The organism is Paenibacillus sp. CR_12, assembly GCF_041953985.1.
Lineage (GTDB): Bacteria > Bacillota > Bacilli > Paenibacillales > Paenibacillaceae > Paenibacillus_AQ > Paenibacillus_AQ lautus_A.
The window spans coordinates 367829-385588 of the sequence record NZ_JAVFHO010000008.1; the positions used below are offsets into that span (position 1 = coordinate 367829).

The window sequence follows — 17760 nt, forward strand, 5'->3', positions numbered from 1 at the left end:
CGCTTTTTCTTCCCCTCTATGCCTTAGGATTTGACGGCTCCCGCCAGGGCACCGTCCACCAGATACTTCTGTATGAACGTATACAGAATGATCAATGGTGCGGCCACGATCGTAATTCCGCATGCAAGCAGCGGCCAGTTATTCCCGTACTGCCCTCTGAATTCTTTCAGGCCGAACGTAATGGGATAGTTGGACGGACTCGGCAGGTACATGATCGGCCCGACAAAATCGTTCCAGATTCCGATCGCGGTCAGAATGACGCCCGTTGCGATCACCGGCTTCATCAGCGGCAGAATGATCTGGAACAAGTAACGGATATAGCCGGAGCCATCCATGCCTGCCGCCTCATCCAAATCGCGGCTGATCGACTTGATGTAACCGACGAACATCATGAACACCACGCCCGTCCCCGTCGTTTTCAGCAGGATATAGCCGAGCTTGGTATCATACCCGAAGAACGAAACGCTTTCCTTGAAGGACAGCATCAATTTATACTGCGCAACCATCGGGTTCGGAAGGAACTGGGACAGCAAAAAGAACATGTAGATAAAGCCGCTCCACATCACGTAACCGCGTGCGACCGGAAACGCCGCAAACAACGATACGATGATGGTCAGCACCGTCGCCGTCACCGTATAGATCAGGCTGTTCGCAAAATAACCCGCGAAATTGCCTTCGGACCATGCCTGGGAATAGTTGCCCCATTCGATGTTCTTCACGATTCCGATCGGGTTGAGCAAGTATTCGTTGAAGGATTTGAGCGATACATTGAAGACGAGCAGAAGCGGAACGACGTACAGAATCAGCAGCAAACCTATGACGGCATAAGAGAGAATTTGCGTGGTTTTGGAATTTCGCATCAATATTCCACCTCTCTCTTACGCGTCTGCCTGACGGCTACAACAACAAATAGGAGAATAATCAGGAACTGGATCACGGACAGTGCCGAAGGAAGGCCCATTTCCAAGCTTCCCCGGAACGTTTCCTTGTACACGTCGTAAGCCATCGTCCTAGTATTGAAACGACCGTCCGTTGTCGCCAATATGATATCGAACGTCGACATGGCGCCGATAATGGATAACAGCATATTCACCGTGAAGGACGGAGCGATCAGGGGGAAGGTGATATGGCGGAAAGACTGCCACTTGTTGGTGCCGTCAATATGACCCGCCTCGTATAAATCCTTCGGAACCGATTGGAGGCCAGCCAGAAAGATCAGCATGGAGTAGCCCATGTACATCCAGATCTGAACGAAAATAATATAACCGAACGCATGGGTAAAGCTGCCGAAGAACATGTCCTGATAGCCGAAAAGAGCGTCATAAAGGCGGTTGACCGGTCCGTTCAACGGATCGAACATCATGCCCCAGATCAGCGCAACCACGGCTACGCCGAGTACGACCGGCAGGAAGAATACCGCGCGGTAGAAGTAATCGCCTTTCAGCCGCTGGTTAATGATAACGGCGATAAACAGGGCGACCCCGTTTTGCACAATCGTCACGACGAACATGAAGATCAGGGTATTTACGATCGAGCGCCACCGCTCGCCCGAGTTCCCTGAGAAGAAGAGCTCCCTGTAATTATCAAGCCCGACGAATTGATAGGTGCTGCCCGGCAGGTTCTTCACATCGGTAAAGGAATAGATGACCGTCAGGATCGAAGGTCCGAAATAAAAAACGATGTATAACGCCATCGGTATCAATAGCAGCAATAACGGTATGAAGCGGTTAAACCCTTTTCCAAATGGATACATCTCTCTCACCTCGCAAATCCATTTCAATGCATGTCGGGGCCTGCTGCACAGACCCCGATTACAGTATGGTTCTTTCTATACAAGTCTCTTTATAATAGAAGAAGTTTTATTTCGGAGCGGCTGCTTCCCATTCTTTTTGCTGAATGTCAGCCAGCTCTTTTGCCGTTTTATAAGGTCCGCCCGGTGCCAGGAATTCCGTGTGAACGCCTTCTGCAGCCAGATGCTCGCCGATATTCTGGCGGTTGATCATCATGATTTCGTACGCCAATTCGAACTCGCCGAGATAAGGAGTCAGTTCATTGTCAATGAAGTCGCTTTCCGTCTGAATGTTGTCCTGCGTCGGAATGAATCCGGCTGCCTTCACGAATGTCGTGTAATTTTCCGGCTCCGAGAAGAATTCAAGCCACTTCAGGGCTCCTTCTTTGTTCGGACCTTTCTCGGCCGCGTACCATGTTACGTCATACTTGCCGACAAAGGAGGCGTTCTTCGCTGCATCCTCGGTGGCCGGAAGCGGGAAGTAACCGAATTTCAACTCTGGATTAGCTGCCGCAACGGTTGGGGCATCCCAAGAGCCGTCAGCCAGCATCGCAGCTTTTCCTGTTGCAAAATAGGAAGGCGCCGTTGCATAATCGATCCCCATGAAGCCGTCGATCATGTAATTGTCTTGAAGCGTCTTCATTTTTTCCAAAACCTCGATGGCTTCTTCATCGTTATAAGCCGTCTCGCCTTTCCACACGCCCTCGATCCATTTCTGCTGGTCTCCGCCGCCCAGGATTTTGGCCTGCAGGGCGAACACTGGAAGTTTCAAAGGCCATACGTCTTTACCTGCTACAACAATCGGTGTGATGCCTTTGGCTTTCAAGTCATCGTTCAGCTTCATAAACTCCGACCACGTTTTCGGAACGCTTAAGCCGTTCTGCTCGAAGATTTCTTTATTGTAGAAGAGACCGGACATCGCAACCTTGCCTGTAGGAACGGCATATACTTTATCGTTATAAGTTCCGGCTTTTTCGATATCGTTTGCGTTATAATTCTTAATGAAGGCTTGGTCGGATAAATCCGCAATCAATCCGGTATCGATCCATTGCTGCCAATCGGGTACTTTAGCGCCCGGCGTCCATTCCTGCGGGGAGAGTCTCATTCCTGACAAATCGGCCAGGACGTCCACGTCATTGGCGGTGATTCTTGCTCTCTGCGCCTGCTTGTATTCGTCATCCGGACCCGTAGTGGTATACTCTACCGTATACTCGGGATACTTCTCTTCAAATTTCTTATTGATCTCTTCAATCGCTTTATTGATGTTATCTTGTTTCCAGTGTAAAATTTTGATGACCTTTTTATCGCCTTTGGCAGGTGCGCCTTGATCGGCTGAATCGCTGCTTCCGCAAGCTGCCAGCGAGAAGGTTAGAGCGCCAGCCAAAAGTAATGCTGATAACTTCTTAATCATTTGTTCGTTACCCCCTGAAATTAAATTGCAATTCATTATGAAACCGGATTCATGTTTCCGCTTTTTCTTGGCCTGTACAATCTTGATGCTACGAAACTATAATTATTAATTTTCGTAATTGAGCGAATTATACCGAAAGCGGTTTCGTAAGGCCTATTATTACGCATAATATTTTGTTTGTCAAAGCTTTTTTTATCGTTCCCGATACTTTTTTCTCACCGAACAGAGACAACCCTTTTTTCTTGATCTGACAAGCCTTATGCCTATTCTCTTTCATTGACTTACCTCGCTAAAGCAGATACACTGATTTACGAAACTGTTTCGAATCCGTGTGGTATAACATAGCAGCCGGATGGTACACCTTGGCTTGGATAAGCCCTTATGCATAGGTGAACCGTCATCATTTCATTGGATCATGGGAAATTCGTTCAAAACACACTCCTTAGTTAGACAGAAAACACGTATCTCATAACTTTTCTGTCCCTAAACATTACGCATAAAGGAAATTCATGATAAACATTAGCGAAAATTAACGAAAATAATGAAATGACATTATAAACAGAATAAGGGGCGTTTCGCATGGCGTTAAACATCAAAACAATCGCTAAAATGGCAGGGGTCTCCGTATCGACCGTCTCCAAAATTATCAACAACTACAGTGATGTATCCGATGAGACCAAAGCTCGCGTGTTGGAAATTATGAGAGAAACGGGATATACCCCTTCCAATTCCGCAAAAACGTTAGCAACCAAAAAATCCAATCTAATCGGCGTCATCTTTGCGGGAAAGCTGAACGTTGATTTTACCCACCCGTTTTTTGTTGAGGTGCTGAATTCTTTTAAGAAGCAGATGGGCGTTCTCGGCTATGATCTGCTGTTTTTTTCGAACGAGAAATTCCAAGGGGAGGATGCCGACTATCTCGGACGGTGCCGCCATTATCAGGTAGACGGCTGCGTCATTATATCCGGCGAGGAAATCGAGCCCTCGATTAAGGAGCTGGATGAGAGCGATATACCCTGCATCGGGGTCGATATTGAGCTGTTCGGCGAAATGTCGGGTCATATCATGTCCGACAATTACAAGATGTCCTCGAAGGTCGTGGAGCATTTTTATCTCCAGGGCTTCCGAGACTTGGGCTTCATTGGCGGCAGCAAGGAGTCCGAAATCTCCAATATGCGAGAGGCGGGTTATCGCAACGCCATGGAAAGCTTCGGCCTTCCGGCCCGCGCGGAGTGGTTCCTGAACGGGGATGATTTCTATGAGGCCAGCGGATATAAAGCGATGACACGGCTGATTAAGGCAGGAGCCCTGCCCCGCGCCATTTTTGCGGCCTCGGATCAGATTGCCATCGGCGCCATCCAAGCGCTTCAGGAACATGGTCTGAATGTCCCTGACGACATGTCGATCATCGGCTGCGACGATATCGAGGCTTGCAAGTACACAACGCCTAAACTAACGACGATTCGGCAAAACAAAGAGAAAATCGGCCGCTTGGCGGCACTCATGCTCTACGACCTCATCCATAAACAGTCCCCTGTCAGTTCCTTTGTCGTCGAGCCCGAGCTCATCGTCCGCGAATCTTGCGGGAGCAACACGCATCACTACGGGTATTTCGGATAAACATCCGGGCAAAGGGGCAGCCAGGGCACTAGGCTCTTAATGAGCCCCTTGCCTTTCAGAGCCATCTTAGGATTGGTTCCAATCACGAGTGTATACCGCCAAAAAGAGCCTGGGGCATGATGCCCCAGGCTCTTTTATAATCCTGTTTATTAGATATCGTAGTACAGGGAGTACTCGTGCGGATGAACGCGGATGTTAACCGCTTTGGCTTCGGCACGCTTGAAGTCGATGAAGTTCTCGAGGAATTCTTGCGTGAATACGCCGCCCTCTGTCAAGAACTCATAGTCTGCTTGAAGTGCATCCAATGCCTCGTCCAGGGAACCCGGTACGCTGCGGATTTCCTTCTTCTCGGCGTCGGACAGTTCGTAAATGTTTTTATCGAATGGTCCGTAACCGAGCGCGGTAGGATCGATTTTGCGCTTGATCCCGTCCAGACCGGCCATCAGCATAGCAGAGAACGCAAGATAAGGGTTCGCAGTGGAGTCCGGTGTGCGGAACTCGATGCGGCAGCCTTTAGGCGTTACGGCAGCGACCGGAATCCGTACTGCGGCAGAACGGTTGCCCTTGGAGAATACGAGGTTAACCGGTGCTTCATAGCCTGGTACCAGACGTTTGAAGGAGTTGGTGCTCGGATTCGTCAAAGCGATCAAGGCAGGCGCATGGTACAGAATGCCGCCGATGTAGTGCAGCGCCGTTTCACTCAGGTTCGCATAAGCGCCTTTTTCGTAGAACAGCGGAGTGTCGCCGTCGAAAATGGATTGGTGAACGTGCATGCCGCTACCGTTATCCCCGAACAATGGCTTCGGCATGAACGTAGCCGTTTTGCCGTATTGGCGGGCTGTGTTATGCACGATATATTTATAGATCAACAAATTGTCAGCTGTTTTCTTCAATGTATCGAAACGGAAATTGATTTCGGCCTGGCCGGCAGTTGCCACCTCATGGTGGTGACGCTCAACGCGAAGACCTGCTTCGTCGAGGAGACGGCACATTTCGCTTCGGATATCCTGTTGAGTATCCACTGGCGCTACAGGAACATATCCGCCCTTAACCCCTACTTTGAATCCGAGGTTGCCGCCTTCTTCCTTGCGGTTCGTATTCCACTGTGCTTCCTCGGAGTCTACGAAGTAGCTGGAGCTGTTCATGGAGCTTTCATAGCGGACTTCATCGAATAGAAAGAACTCGGATTCCGGTGCGAAGAAGGCTGCCGTTCCGATGCCGGCTTCTTGAAGGTATTGCTCGGCACGAGCCGCGATTCCGCGCGGGTCACGCTCATAAGCATCGCCTTCCGGAGTATAGATGTTGCTCATAATGTTAAGTGTAGGGTGTGCTGTAAACGGATCAATATAGCAAGACTCCGGATCAGGCATCATGACCATATCCGATTCTTCAATGCCGCGGAATCCTGGAATAGAAGATCCATCAAACGCTACCCCGTTCACGAAAGTTTCTTCGTCTACTTCTGAAGCCGGCAAGCTAATGTGATGCACCCGTCCCGACAAGTCTACAAAACGAAAATCGACCCACTCAATATTGTTCTCTTTAATGGTTTGCAATACTTTCTCTACCGACATGTCTCTTCCTCCCAATTTCCGAACATTAAGACTTAAACAGCTTAACAATGTTCATAATCTTTCGATTTCTTTTCGTCATTATATGCCGGGAGATAACCTGACGTCAATACCTATGTAAGGTATTTTTTAAAACGATGTCATGTTATCTGACATGAAAAACCAATTAAAGTAAATGCAGCAAAAAGACACCTGCGGTAAAAATGCAGGTGCCTTCTACTATAAATTAGGGGATGGCGAAGCCATTCATTGTGTTCTTACCACTATGCTCAAATATATCATTATAGCATGTAACACGTGTTATACGCGCGCGAATTCAGAAGCAGGCGCTTTGGCCGTGGCAAAGCTCTTCCCTACCAATGGAGCCAGCTTCTCCAAGTCTTTAAGCAGTGCGGCGAATTGGTCCGGGAACAGGGATTGGACCCCGTCGCCTGTCATCGAGTTGTCCGGATCCGTATGCATTTCAATGATAAGACCATCGGCTCCGGCCGCGACGGATGCCTTGGACATCGGTTCGACCAGCTCGCGCCGGCCCGTTCCGTGACTCGGGTCAGAGATGACCGGAAGGTGACTCAATCCTTGCAAAACAGGAATGGCAGATAAATCCAGCGTATTCCGGGTATAAGTTTCGAATGTTCGGATTCCGCGTTCGCAGAGCATGACATTCGGATTGCCGCCGGCCAGGATGTATTCCGCTGCGTTCAGGAATTCGTCATAAGTTGCACTGAAACCTCTTTTCAGCAAAACCGGTTTGCCGCAGGTGCCAAGTTTCCGAAGCAGATCGAAATTTTGCATGTTGCGGGTGCCCACTTGCAGAATATCGGCGTACTCCGCGCAGATATCGACGTATTCGGGCGTCATCACCTCTGTAATGGTCAACAGGCCATGCTTTTGCCCGGCTTCCGCCATCATGATCAGACCTTCGACGCCAACGCCCTGAAAGCTGTATGGACCCGTACGAGGCTTAAATGCGCCCCCTCTTAGCACTTGTCCGCCTGCTGCTTTCACCAGCTGCGCAATTTCATCAATCTGCTGCGCGGATTCGACGGCACATGGGCCGCCCATGACAACCAGATTGCCGCCGCCAATCTTGGTTCCCTTAATATCGATCACCGTATCATCCGGATGGAAATCACGGCTGGCAAGCTTGTAGGACTTGGAGATCTTAACTACATTCTCTACGCCCTTCATTTGGCGAAGATGCTCCGCAAGCTTCGGGTTCACGCTGCCAATCAGGCCGATCACCGTGCGATCCGCCCCCTTCGATACGTGAGCCTGGAGCCCTTCCTTCTCAATTTCGGTAACGATATGCTGAACTTGTTCCTCTGATATTTGATTGGATGTAATGACGATCATAAATAAACCTTCTTTCTGAATGAATTCCAATTTCGATGTTGATTTCAATCCATGGATAATCACTTTCGCACTTGTTCGCTTTTAAGCTTTTATGCTTTTAATCGATAAAGTAAATATACAGAAAAAATCTCCCCTCGTCAAGCCCATTCTTCAGGCCATCACGATCGGGAGATATTCCTCGCCTGTTACATCAGCGTTTTGTTGCGTCCTTCCGCTACGGTTCGCTTCACCAGCGGTATGACAATTCTTACCGTTGTCCCGATGCCGGCGCGGCTGAATAACGTGACCCCATACTCGCTGCCGTAGTGAAGCTTGATCCGTTGATCTACGTTTCGTATGCCGTAACCCGCATTGGTCAGATCCTGTCCCCCTGTATTATCCAGCACGCGGCCGGGCGGGAAACCGACGCCATTATCGATGATTTTGAATTCCAAAGCATCTTCCAGCAATCTGGCCGTGATCCGGATATGAATATAGTCTCCGGTCCACGCATGCTCGAGCACATTCTCGATAAACGGCTGCAAAATCAATTTCACGGTTTCATACCGGACCACCTCGGGCTCAAAATCATAAGTAACCTGCATCCGGTCGTCGTATTTAATCTTTTGAATGTCCACGTAAGCTTGGGCCTGTTCCAATTCATTCTTCACGGATATGATGTTCCGGCCGTCGTTGAGCGACAAACGATAAAACTTCGCCAGGTCCATTACCATGCGCTGCAGTTTATCCAGCATCCCGAACCGCGCGAGGCGGCTGATGGAGGATAGGGTATTGTATAAGAAATGCGGATTAATCTGCGCGTGCAGCGACTCCAGCTCTGCTTCCTTTTTCTGCAGGTCGGCCAGATACACCTCATTGATCAGTTTGCCGATGTTGCTGCCCATATCGTTCAAGGCTGAGGAAATATGCGTAAATTCATCATTCCCCTTAAAGGATACCCGTTTATGGAATTCGCCTTCCTGGAACGAGTCCAGCACGGATACGATTTTGGACACCCGGCGGCTGAAATATCTGGAGACCACGATGCTGACCACGAAGAAGATACCGATGCAGATCAGACAGATCAGATAGGTTAGATTACGTATTTTGACCGTGTCTTTTTCCACGATTTGAGCAGGCACGACGGCAATCAAATCCCAGCCGAGCTGGGGAATGGGCTTCCGAATCAGAAGGTCCCCGTTCTTGCGAAGTTCCTTCTCCTTGAAAACGTTTGTGGATTTTCCCCCTGATGATAGAACGACCCGGCCCTGTGCATCCGATAAATACAATGCGGTCCCGTCACCGATCTTCTTGTAATTCATGCTTTCAAACAGGTCCGTCATACTGACGTTCATCCGCATGAACCCGATCTCCTGCGGTTTGATGGTCGAACTGATATCCACAAGCCGCCGCAGCAAGGATATGCGTCCGTTGCTCACATCGTCCTCAATCTGCTTCCACTGCAGGGTTACGCCGTAATTTTCTTCCTTCGGATATAATTTATACCAGGACCGTTCCTCCAGCCTGTCATATTGATAAATATCAAACAGACGTTTGTTGGAGTCCAGCGGGTCCGTATACGTATAACTGTCATAGATCTCCCTAAGGTCGTCGTTGCGCAGGTAGATCGATAACCAGATCCTTCGGTTCGCCGTGCTTACCGCGGTCTCCAGCTTCGGAATCAGCACGTTGATCGTGGTGTCATAGCTTATCCAAGCGCTTTCGGTAAAACGCAGACGGCTGTTAAAGGTCGTATCAAAATAAAGCATATCCGATATCCGGATCATGTCCTCCATCTTATACGATATGTTCTCGCTCATCTGATGAAGCGTGCCCTGAATGTTGTTATACGTCTGCTCTCGGGTGGACTTCACGAAGACCTGATTCGCAATCTGACCGACAAGCAGCACCGGTATAATGATAAATACGCAGTACGAAAACATTAACTTGTATCCGAAAGGTATCTTGACCCGTATTCGTTCGAATTTCCCCGCCATAGCCTGTTTGACCCCATATCTAATCTGAATTTTGCTAGTTACGAGTGCTTGCGCCGGTATTCCAGAGGCGTCATTCCATACATTTCCTTAAACTGCCTGCTGAAATAAGGCAGATACTGATAACCTGTCTGTGATGCAATTTCATATATTTTGAGCTTGGTCGTCTTGAGGAGATCCCTGGCACGCTCCATCCGGAGCTTGATTACATAATCGCTAAAGTTGTGCCCGGTTTCTTCCTTGAAGAGCACCCCGAGATAATTCGGTGAAAAAGAAAACCGGTTCGCCATATCCCGCAGCGTAATATTCTCGTGCATGCGAGCCTGGATATTCTCTATAATCTCTTCGACCAGCCTGCCATTCTTGGTTGATTTGCGGTTCTTGAGCATTTCCGAAATTTCCATTGCCTTCATGCGGAGCCATGAGAAAATATCATCCATCGTTTCGAATTGAAGCAGGATATCCAGGTTTTTGAGCTCCAGTCCTGCCATACGATATAACTCTTCGTTCATCGCTTGCAGATGTCCTTCCAGCTTCACCATGATATACACGGCCAAATTGCGTATGGTGAACTTGGATCGGATGCTGGATGCCAGCAGTTGAATCGCTTCCAGTTCGTCATAGATACGAACGATATCATACTCCGTCATGGCTGTAAATAAAGCATCCAGACGGATGTCGAGGCTTTTTACGTCTTCCCGGTCCTCGGTCGGCACCTCGCTGTACAGGATCCATTTGCCCTTGCCCCGGAACATCTTATAATCCAGCGCGTCCAAAGCCTCCATGTACGACGTGTGAAGCTGCTCCAGCTGATGGACGGCCCTGCCTTCCCCGACCGTCATCGAATAGTTATATTCCCGTTTTAATTCCTCCAGCAGGGCTTGAATCTCTTCCTTGCCCCGGCCCCCGTTAAGGAGTACGGCCGTTCGCTGATCGGTTACCTTGCATATATATTCAAAGCCGCGCTGTTCAAGCCGTTTATGCAGTCTCGTGAAATACTCCTCTATGGCACTCAGCTTTTCCTCGGAATCGAGCGAGCCGGTTCGCCAGGTGCTCACATTATCAAGCTCCAGCAGAATGACGCAGACCGGCCAATGAAGCTCTGTCAGCCGGTACTCCCGCTTGATAATGTCCAGGATGGCTCCGTCATAGGGCCGCTGAAGGATTTGCAGGAGATACTGATTTTTGAGGATGGGGATCATCTGCTGGTAAGCTTCCTCCGTCTCCTTGCGTTCATGAAGACGATCCAGCTCCATTCTAACCTTCGTTAATGCATCGATCAGCTCCTGGTCCTCCATCGGCTTTAACACATAACTGCATGCGTTCAAAGCAATCGCCTGCTTCACGTAACCAAAGTCCTGGTAACCGCTTACGAAGATAATCCGGAGCTCCTCCTGCAATTTCAGTGCCCGCTGAGCTAGCTCAAGCCCGGTCATGTTCGGCATGCGTACATCGGTAACGAGGATGTCGACCTTCTCACTTTCGAGCACCTCACAAGCAGCAAAGCCGTTATTGACCGAATCGATCACTTTCATTCCGAGATCTTCCCATGGAATAAAGCTTTTCATGCCCTCTAGGTCCAGTATTTCGTCGTCTGCCAGCAGCACTTTATACACGGGTATCATCTCCCCCATAAATTCCGATAAGGGTATACTGCATAAGCAGCATACCCTTCTTGGTTTAAGCAAAAATTAATTATTGGCCTTTCATTTTGGCAACGTTTTCTTGCCATTTCGTTGTTTTGAATGCAAGCAGCTTATCGTATCCTGCAGCTTGAGCATCGGCTTCAGCCTTGTCGAGGATTGCCAATACTTCGGCATCATCCTTCGCATACAGGGCTTTCGCTCTGGATTCCGTAAAAATATCTTCTACGCGTTGACGAATAATTCCTTCCTCGCTGTCCGGAGCCGGATCGAGGTTAATGTACTCCGTAGCGTTGGCTTGAGTTTTCCAAGTGACTTCATATTGCCAGCGAGTGGACCAGTTGCGCTGCTCTTCCGGCAACGTGCTCTCGTATTTCGCTTTCGCTGTATCAACAAACACGGTGTTACCATTCCAGTGAAGATTCGTTGTGATGGCTTGCAGCTTGCCGAGACCGGCAGCATCCGTTACATATTTCTCGGTAAACTTCGGTGTTACGCCATCCTCTTCAAATCCGTCCCAATATCCTCCTGGAGGCCCCCACATGAGAACGCTTTGGCCTTCAGGACCAGTGTACCAATCCAAGAATGCGAAAATCGCTTCGGGATCTTTAGCGGATTTCGTAATGACGCTTACGTTCCAACCCAATTGCGTATAAGTACCAGGGAAGATCTTGTTCTTGTCCAGGCCTTCCTTGTGAATCGGCCAGATCATGAAGTAACCGGCTTCCGGATCCTTCGCCGTCAATTCAGCGTGGGCGTTCATTGCATTTTCCGTCGGGCTCGAAGCGGCATACACAGCAACGCGTCCCGTGTTCACTTTTTCTTTGACTTGGTCAGCCGTTTGGGTCATGGCATCCTGAGAAATCAATTTCTCGCGGAACAGCTTCGCGGAATACTGCATCGACTCGCGGAAAATCGGATCCGTAAAGATCGAAGTCAGCTTATCACCGTTAGGCACACCGCGGATGCTGATCCAACGAGTCAGAGCGTTTTCTGCGAATGCAGAGTACAGCACCTCGATACCTTGACCTTGTACGTGCGGCTCATAAGGAACCACTTGATCGCCGTATTTCGCTTTGACGGCTTTCAGGTATTCATACAGATCATCCGTCGTTTCCAGCTTCGGCTCGCCAAGCTCTTTGTAGATCTTCTTGTTTACAACATAACCTGCATTACCGTTCGGTTGGTTCGTATACCAGTTCGGGAACTGATACAGCTTGCCGTCCGGAGAGCGAAGCATGTTCAGACCTTCGTCCCCCATCCACTCTTTCAGGTTAGGATATTTATCAAGATATTCATCGAAAGGTACGAGCATATCGGCTTGACGCAGCTTCTCTACGTCCGGACCACGGTCCATCCACATCACATCCGGAAGCTCCGTGGATGCGATCATGGTATTGAATTTTTGCTGTGCGTTACCTTGCGAATGGATCGCGTTGACGGTTACCTTCTTGTTCTCTTTAATCCATTTCGAAGATTCGTCTTGTCCCCATGGCGGCATGGTGTACTCGTTATAATGGCCGTAGAAACTGAACTCAAGCGGTGTTTCGCCAAGCACAAACTTGTCGGATGCCTCCGTTGGAGGCGTGCTGGTTCCGTTTTCGCCTGCAGGCGCCGGATCCGCAGTCTTGGTTCCACCGCCGCCGCCGCATGCAGAAAGCATCAGCGCTGCCGCAAGCAAAGCCGTCATGGACGTGGTCAGCGATTTCTTTCTCAACCTCATTCTCTAATTTCCCCTTTCGTTTTTACACTTGATATTTATGTCTAAAGCTTAAGGCTTCAAACAACACGCATTGTTTTCCCTACTCTTTCAGGGAACCTACCAGAACACCTTTAACGAAGTGCTTCTGTACGAATGGATACACCATAATAATCGGAAGCGTTGCCACCATCATGGTTGCCATGGACAACGACTTGGAGGTTACGCTTTGCATCCGGGAGAGCACCGCCTGCGAAGCGGAATCCAGGTTGCTCATCTGTTCAGACATAATATTGGAGTTCAATATTTGACGAAGCATGGTCTGAATCGGAAGCAAGTTCTCGTTATTGATGTAGATACTCGGCAAGAACCATTCATTCCAATGGGAAACCGCCGTAAACAACGATAATGTTGCGATGACCGGACCGGACAGAGGCAGAATGATCTTAAAGAAAATGCCCCAGTTGCCGCAGCCGTCGATTTTGGCGGACTCTTCAAGACCGCTTGGGAGGCCGTTGAAGAATGTCCGGAAGATGATCATGTTCCACACGCTTACCAAACTCGGGATAATGAACACCCAGAAGGAATCCATCAGCCCCAAACCGCGAACGAGCATGAACGTCGGGATCAAGCCGCCGCCGAAATACATCGTAACGATACACATAATCATGTAGTATTTGCGGCCGATCAGCTCCCGCTTGGTCATCCCGTAAGCGAAGATGGAGGTTACCAGTATGGAGGAAATCGTTCCGATCACGGTACGAAGCACCGAAATCTTGAAACCATTCAGCAACCGGTTATCCTGAAACACGATGCCGTAATTCTCAAGCGTAAAATCACGGGGCCAGAAGGTAACGCCCCCCATTGCCGTATCTGAACCTGAGTTAAATGAAATGACTAGTCCGTTCCAAAACGGATAAAACGTTACAAAGGCCAAGAATGCCAAGAAGATATAAATGATGACCATCATCACTTTGTCGCCAAATGCTAGACGTACCACTATTACCCGCTCCCTTCCTCATAATGATCTCTTACCATAAGCTGTTTCCTGATTTGCGTGCAATCAAGTTGGCAATCGTCAGAAGCATGACGCTGATCACCGCTTTAAACAAGCCTACGGCCGTTGCATATGAGAATCGGGAGTTTTCGATACCTATTCGATAGACATATGTGTCGATAACGTCGGATACCTCTCGCAATACCGGATTCTTAGCCAAGAGCAAGATGTCTTCGAAGCCTGCAGTCAGCAAGTTACCAATGGCAAGAATCATGAAAATAACGACGACCGGCATGATCGATGGAAGCGTAATCGTGAAGATCTGCCTGAATTTGCTTGCGCCATCCATGTCAGCAGCTTCATACATGTGCGGGTCAACCCCGGCAACCGCCGCCAAGTATACGATGGAGGAAAATCCAATCTCTTTCCATACCCCTGTCGTTACGAGAATTCCCCAGAAATATTCCGGTAGCGACAGGAAGTTGATCGGCTCTTCGATCAAATTCAGCTTCTGCAGCAAAATGTTCACGCTGCCGTTATCCGTTGACAAGAGCGAAATCGCAAAGCCTGAGACGATAACCCAGGATAGAAAGTGCGGAAGATAACTGACCGTTTGCACCAGTCTCTTGAAGAACATATGCCGAACTTCGTTCAGCATAAGCGCCAGCAGAATCGGTGCCGGAAATCCAATAAGAAACTTGAGCAAACTGATGACGATCGTGTTTCTCATGACCGTCATGAATTCCGGCGATTCAAAAAACATTTCGAAATGCTTGAATCCGGCCCACGGGCTGTCGCCCATCCCCTTGAAAATGTTAAAGTCTTGGAAAGCCATTAAAATACCGTACATCGGTATGTAGCTAAACACAAAAACGAGTGCCAGTGCAGGAAGCACCATTAACTGTATATCCCATTGTTTAGCAAAGCGAAGCAATAAGCTTTCCTTCTTCCGTTTCGGAACAGGTTCCTGTTCTACGGATATTTGCGCCATGTCCAACCCCCCGTGTGTTCTATGCCATGAAGTTTACCTGATGTCTAACATTGTAGAATAAACGATCGAATATAAACATTTGCCTATTCAACGAAAAATGATAGTATTCAATCGAGAATGAAACGCTTACACGGCATGGAATGTTTGCGAGGGTGAAACGCTGGGTGCGATTCTTTTCCATAAACGTAAAAAGACCCACCGCAAACATCATTGCGATGGGTCTGAAAAATAAGCTTGTGATGGCATTAACTATGATTTGCTCTTCACCCGAACAGGCGGAAGCAATTTACTCATATTCACCGTACGCTTGATCTCCCAAGTTTCCGGCTGATCATGTTCATACTGTTCCAAATAGGCGATGACTTCCTTCGTGATCGGAGTCGGTGTTGATGCCCCTGATGTAACTGCCACTTTGCCTACTCCTTCAAGCCATTCGCGCTTGAGTTCCGTCACATCGCCAATACGGTGGGCCGGTACTCCTGCTATCTCTTCGGATACCTGCGCAAGACGGTTCGAGTTATTGCTGCGAGGATCTCCTACCACGATCACTAAATCCGCCTGACCGGCTTGTTCGGCTACCGCTTCCTGACGCACCTGCGTTGCAAGACAAATTTCATTATGAATCTCCGCTCCCGGGAATTTATCGAGCAAGCTCTTCATGATATGCTTGATGTCCCATTGACTCATCGTGGTCTGGTTCGTGATGATGATTCGGGATGTTTTTACCTGAAGCTGTTCAATTTCTTCTTCCTTCTCGATCAAATGCACGTGTTCCGGTGCGATCCCGATCGCCCCTTCCGGCTCGGGATGCCCCTTCTTCCCGATGTAAATGATCTCATATCCGTCGGCTGCCTTATCCCGGATCAAATCATGGGTTTTCGTCACATCCGGGCAAGTGGCGTCGAGCGTGGTCAGCCCTTTATCCCGCGCAAGCTTGCGTACTTCGGGTGAGACCCCGTGTGCGGTAAAAATAACGGTCCCGCTCTCCACCTGGCTCAGGATTTCCATCCGATTCGGACCGTCCAGGGTAATGATGCCTTCGTCCTCAAAGGATTGCGTGACATGACTGTTATGCACAATCATGCCCAATATATAAATAGGCCGAGGAAGATCCAGATTCTGCGCCGCCTGACGCGCCAAGACCATGGCGTCGACGACACCGTAACAATAACCTCTCGGTGATATTTTCAAGACTTCGATGATCCCCACCTGCTTTCCGTAGTAATACATAAGCGATCTAGTCTATTATACCCTATTCCAGGGGAGGAGCAAAGACGACGGGGAGCCAGACGATAAAGGTGCTGCCTTCCCCTCTTCGGGTGACGACCTCGACAGAGCCCTTATGCTCATCGATGATCCATTTGGCGATGGACAGCCCGAGACCGGTTCCGCTCGTGATGCCTCTCGACTGATCCGCGCGGTAGAATCGTTCGAATATGAACGGAACCTCATCCTTATCCATACCGATTCCCGTATCCGAAATCCGCAAGCCCACCTGACCTTTGTACAGAACAACATCCAGGCTGACCTCACCCTCAGGCGTGTACTTGAACGCATTCTCGATAAAAATGAACAGCATCTGCTGTAAATAATCCTTATTTCCTTCCACATAAACACCGTTCAGGACAGACAGCTCTCCGACATGCCATTCTGCGGTTTTCTCCAGAAAATGAGCGCGCCGTGCAACCTCTTCAACCAACGGCTGGAGCGGCACCGGGTCCAGCTCAAACGTCTGGCCGGTATCGGCCCGCGCCAGGGACAGCATATCGTTCACCAGCCGGCTCATCCGCTTCGCTTCATCGGATATATCGCCTACCGCTTCGACCGAGATCTGTTTGATCATTTCCTCGTCCATATCCGCTCTCTCGCCGGGAGCTACCGTCCACATTTTCTGCAGAAGATCCACATTCCCCCGAATGGTGGTCAGCGGGGTCCGAAGTTCATGGGAAGCGTCCGATACGAAGCGCCGCTGCGCCGCATAGGCATCCTCAAGCTCTTTATAGAAGCTCTCCGTCCTCTCAAGCATCCCGTTAAACGTGCCGATTAACTGACCGATCTCGTCCTGAGGCCCGTCGTATTCGATCCGTACGCTAAGGTCGGTGCCTTTTTGGATCTGCTCCGCTGCCTCCGTGACCTTGCCGATCGGTTTCATGGATTTCCGGGCTAAGAATAATCCTAGGGTTGAAGCGATCACGAGTGTCGCTGCCGAGCCCATGATGAGGATGGATTGAAGCCGGTCTAAGGTTTGCTCGATGGTGCGTGTACTTACACCAATTTGAAGCCATCCGAATAATTTCCTGGAGTTGGTTTCAACTACAGGAGATTCGTATACAAGAAAGGAGGCCCCATTAAACGAAAATCGTTTAAACTCTCCGGACTTGGTCATACTTAATGCTCTTTCAACGGTCGGACTCTCAAATTGCAAGCCGCTAAACTCCATGTTGCCTGACCGCCAAATGGATCCGTTATAGAACGTATAGAGCTGTACATATAAATCAGCTGCCTCCGCATTAATCGCCGAGGAGCGATCCGGTAGTAGGGCAACAGACGATGACGTGTAACCAATCTTATTGGCTTCCTGCACCAACCGCTGCTTTAACTCCTCATACGTATACAAATGGACAAAGCCATACACCGCCGAGCTGAATATCAGCAGTGTCACGAACAAAATGCCGGTATACCATGCTGTCAGTCTTAACCGAATGGACAT

General features: G+C 49.2%; 13 protein-coding genes. 1 reads left to right on the forward strand and 12 read right to left on the reverse strand.

What is annotated here, in order from left to right:
• Positions 1 to 23: 23 nt before the first annotated feature.
• The 3 genes from RB297_RS25480 to RB297_RS25490 form a co-directional block, all read right to left on the reverse strand.
• Complete coding sequence (locus tag RB297_RS25480; protein ID WP_009595751.1) at positions 24 to 860, reverse strand: carbohydrate ABC transporter permease; 837 nt, start codon at positions 858 to 860, stop codon at positions 24 to 26.
• Complete coding sequence (locus RB297_RS25485) at positions 860 to 1753, reverse strand: carbohydrate ABC transporter permease (RefSeq protein ID WP_009595691.1); 894 nt, start codon at positions 1751 to 1753, stop codon at positions 860 to 862. The genes RB297_RS25480 and RB297_RS25485 overlap by 1 nt, the downstream gene beginning before the upstream one ends.
• A gap of 106 nt (positions 1754 to 1859) precedes the next feature.
• Positions 1860 to 3200: an ABC transporter substrate-binding protein gene (locus tag RB297_RS25490; RefSeq protein ID WP_009595768.1), complete on the reverse strand. Its 1341-nt coding sequence runs from the start codon at positions 3198 to 3200 to the stop codon at positions 1860 to 1862.
• Between the two features lie 579 nt (positions 3201 to 3779).
• On the opposite strand from RB297_RS25490, the gene RB297_RS25495 reads away from it, so the two are divergent.
• Positions 3780 to 4820 (forward strand): LacI family DNA-binding transcriptional regulator, encoded by a 1041-nt coding sequence (locus RB297_RS25495; protein WP_375121747.1) that lies wholly within the window; start codon positions 3780 to 3782, stop codon positions 4818 to 4820.
• Positions 4821 to 4969: 149 nt separating this feature from the next.
• On the opposite strand, the gene glnA is transcribed toward RB297_RS25495, so the two are convergent.
• The 9 genes from glnA to RB297_RS25540 all read right to left on the reverse strand — a co-directional run bounded on the left by glnA (position 4970) and on the right by RB297_RS25540 (position 17760).
• A complete protein-coding gene (gene glnA / locus RB297_RS25500; protein ID WP_009595727.1) occupies positions 4970 to 6394 on the reverse strand; it encodes a type I glutamate--ammonia ligase in 1425 nt (474 codons plus the stop codon).
• A gap of 297 nt (positions 6395 to 6691) precedes the next feature.
• The gene (gene aroF, locus RB297_RS25505) at positions 6692 to 7747 is read right to left on the reverse strand and encodes a 3-deoxy-7-phosphoheptulonate synthase (protein ID WP_213579613.1); all 1056 of its coding nucleotides are present in this window, start codon (positions 7745 to 7747) and stop codon (positions 6692 to 6694) included.
• Between the two features lie 185 nt (positions 7748 to 7932).
• Positions 7933 to 9723 carry a sensor histidine kinase gene (locus RB297_RS25510; RefSeq protein ID WP_375121748.1) on the reverse strand — a complete coding sequence of 597 codons (1791 nt, stop codon included), beginning with the start codon at positions 9721 to 9723 and terminating at the stop codon, positions 7933 to 7935.
• Positions 9724 to 9761: 38 nt separating this feature from the next.
• Positions 9762 to 11336: a helix-turn-helix domain-containing protein gene (locus RB297_RS25515; RefSeq protein WP_096776407.1), complete on the reverse strand. Its 1575-nt coding sequence runs from the start codon at positions 11334 to 11336 to the stop codon at positions 9762 to 9764.
• A gap of 79 nt (positions 11337 to 11415) precedes the next feature.
• Positions 11416 to 13086 (reverse strand): extracellular solute-binding protein, encoded by a 1671-nt coding sequence (locus tag RB297_RS25520; protein ID WP_015737115.1) that lies wholly within the window; start codon positions 13084 to 13086, stop codon positions 11416 to 11418.
• 79 nt (positions 13087 to 13165) lie between these two features.
• On the reverse strand, positions 13166 to 14062 hold the full coding sequence (locus tag RB297_RS25525; RefSeq protein WP_009594306.1) for a carbohydrate ABC transporter permease: 897 nt from the start codon (positions 14060 to 14062) through the stop codon (positions 13166 to 13168).
• Between the two features lie 31 nt (positions 14063 to 14093).
• Entirely contained in the window at positions 14094 to 15050 is a 957-nt protein-coding gene (locus RB297_RS25530) for an ABC transporter permease (RefSeq protein ID WP_009594311.1), read from the reverse strand.
• 249 nt (positions 15051 to 15299) lie between these two features.
• Positions 15300 to 16250 carry a 4-hydroxy-3-methylbut-2-enyl diphosphate reductase gene (locus tag RB297_RS25535; protein WP_096776699.1) on the reverse strand — a complete coding sequence of 317 codons (951 nt, stop codon included), beginning with the start codon at positions 16248 to 16250 and terminating at the stop codon, positions 15300 to 15302.
• 52 nt (positions 16251 to 16302) lie between these two features.
• Positions 16303 to 17760 carry a sensor histidine kinase gene (locus tag RB297_RS25540; RefSeq protein WP_096776408.1) on the reverse strand — a complete coding sequence of 486 codons (1458 nt, stop codon included), beginning with the start codon at positions 17758 to 17760 and terminating at the stop codon, positions 16303 to 16305.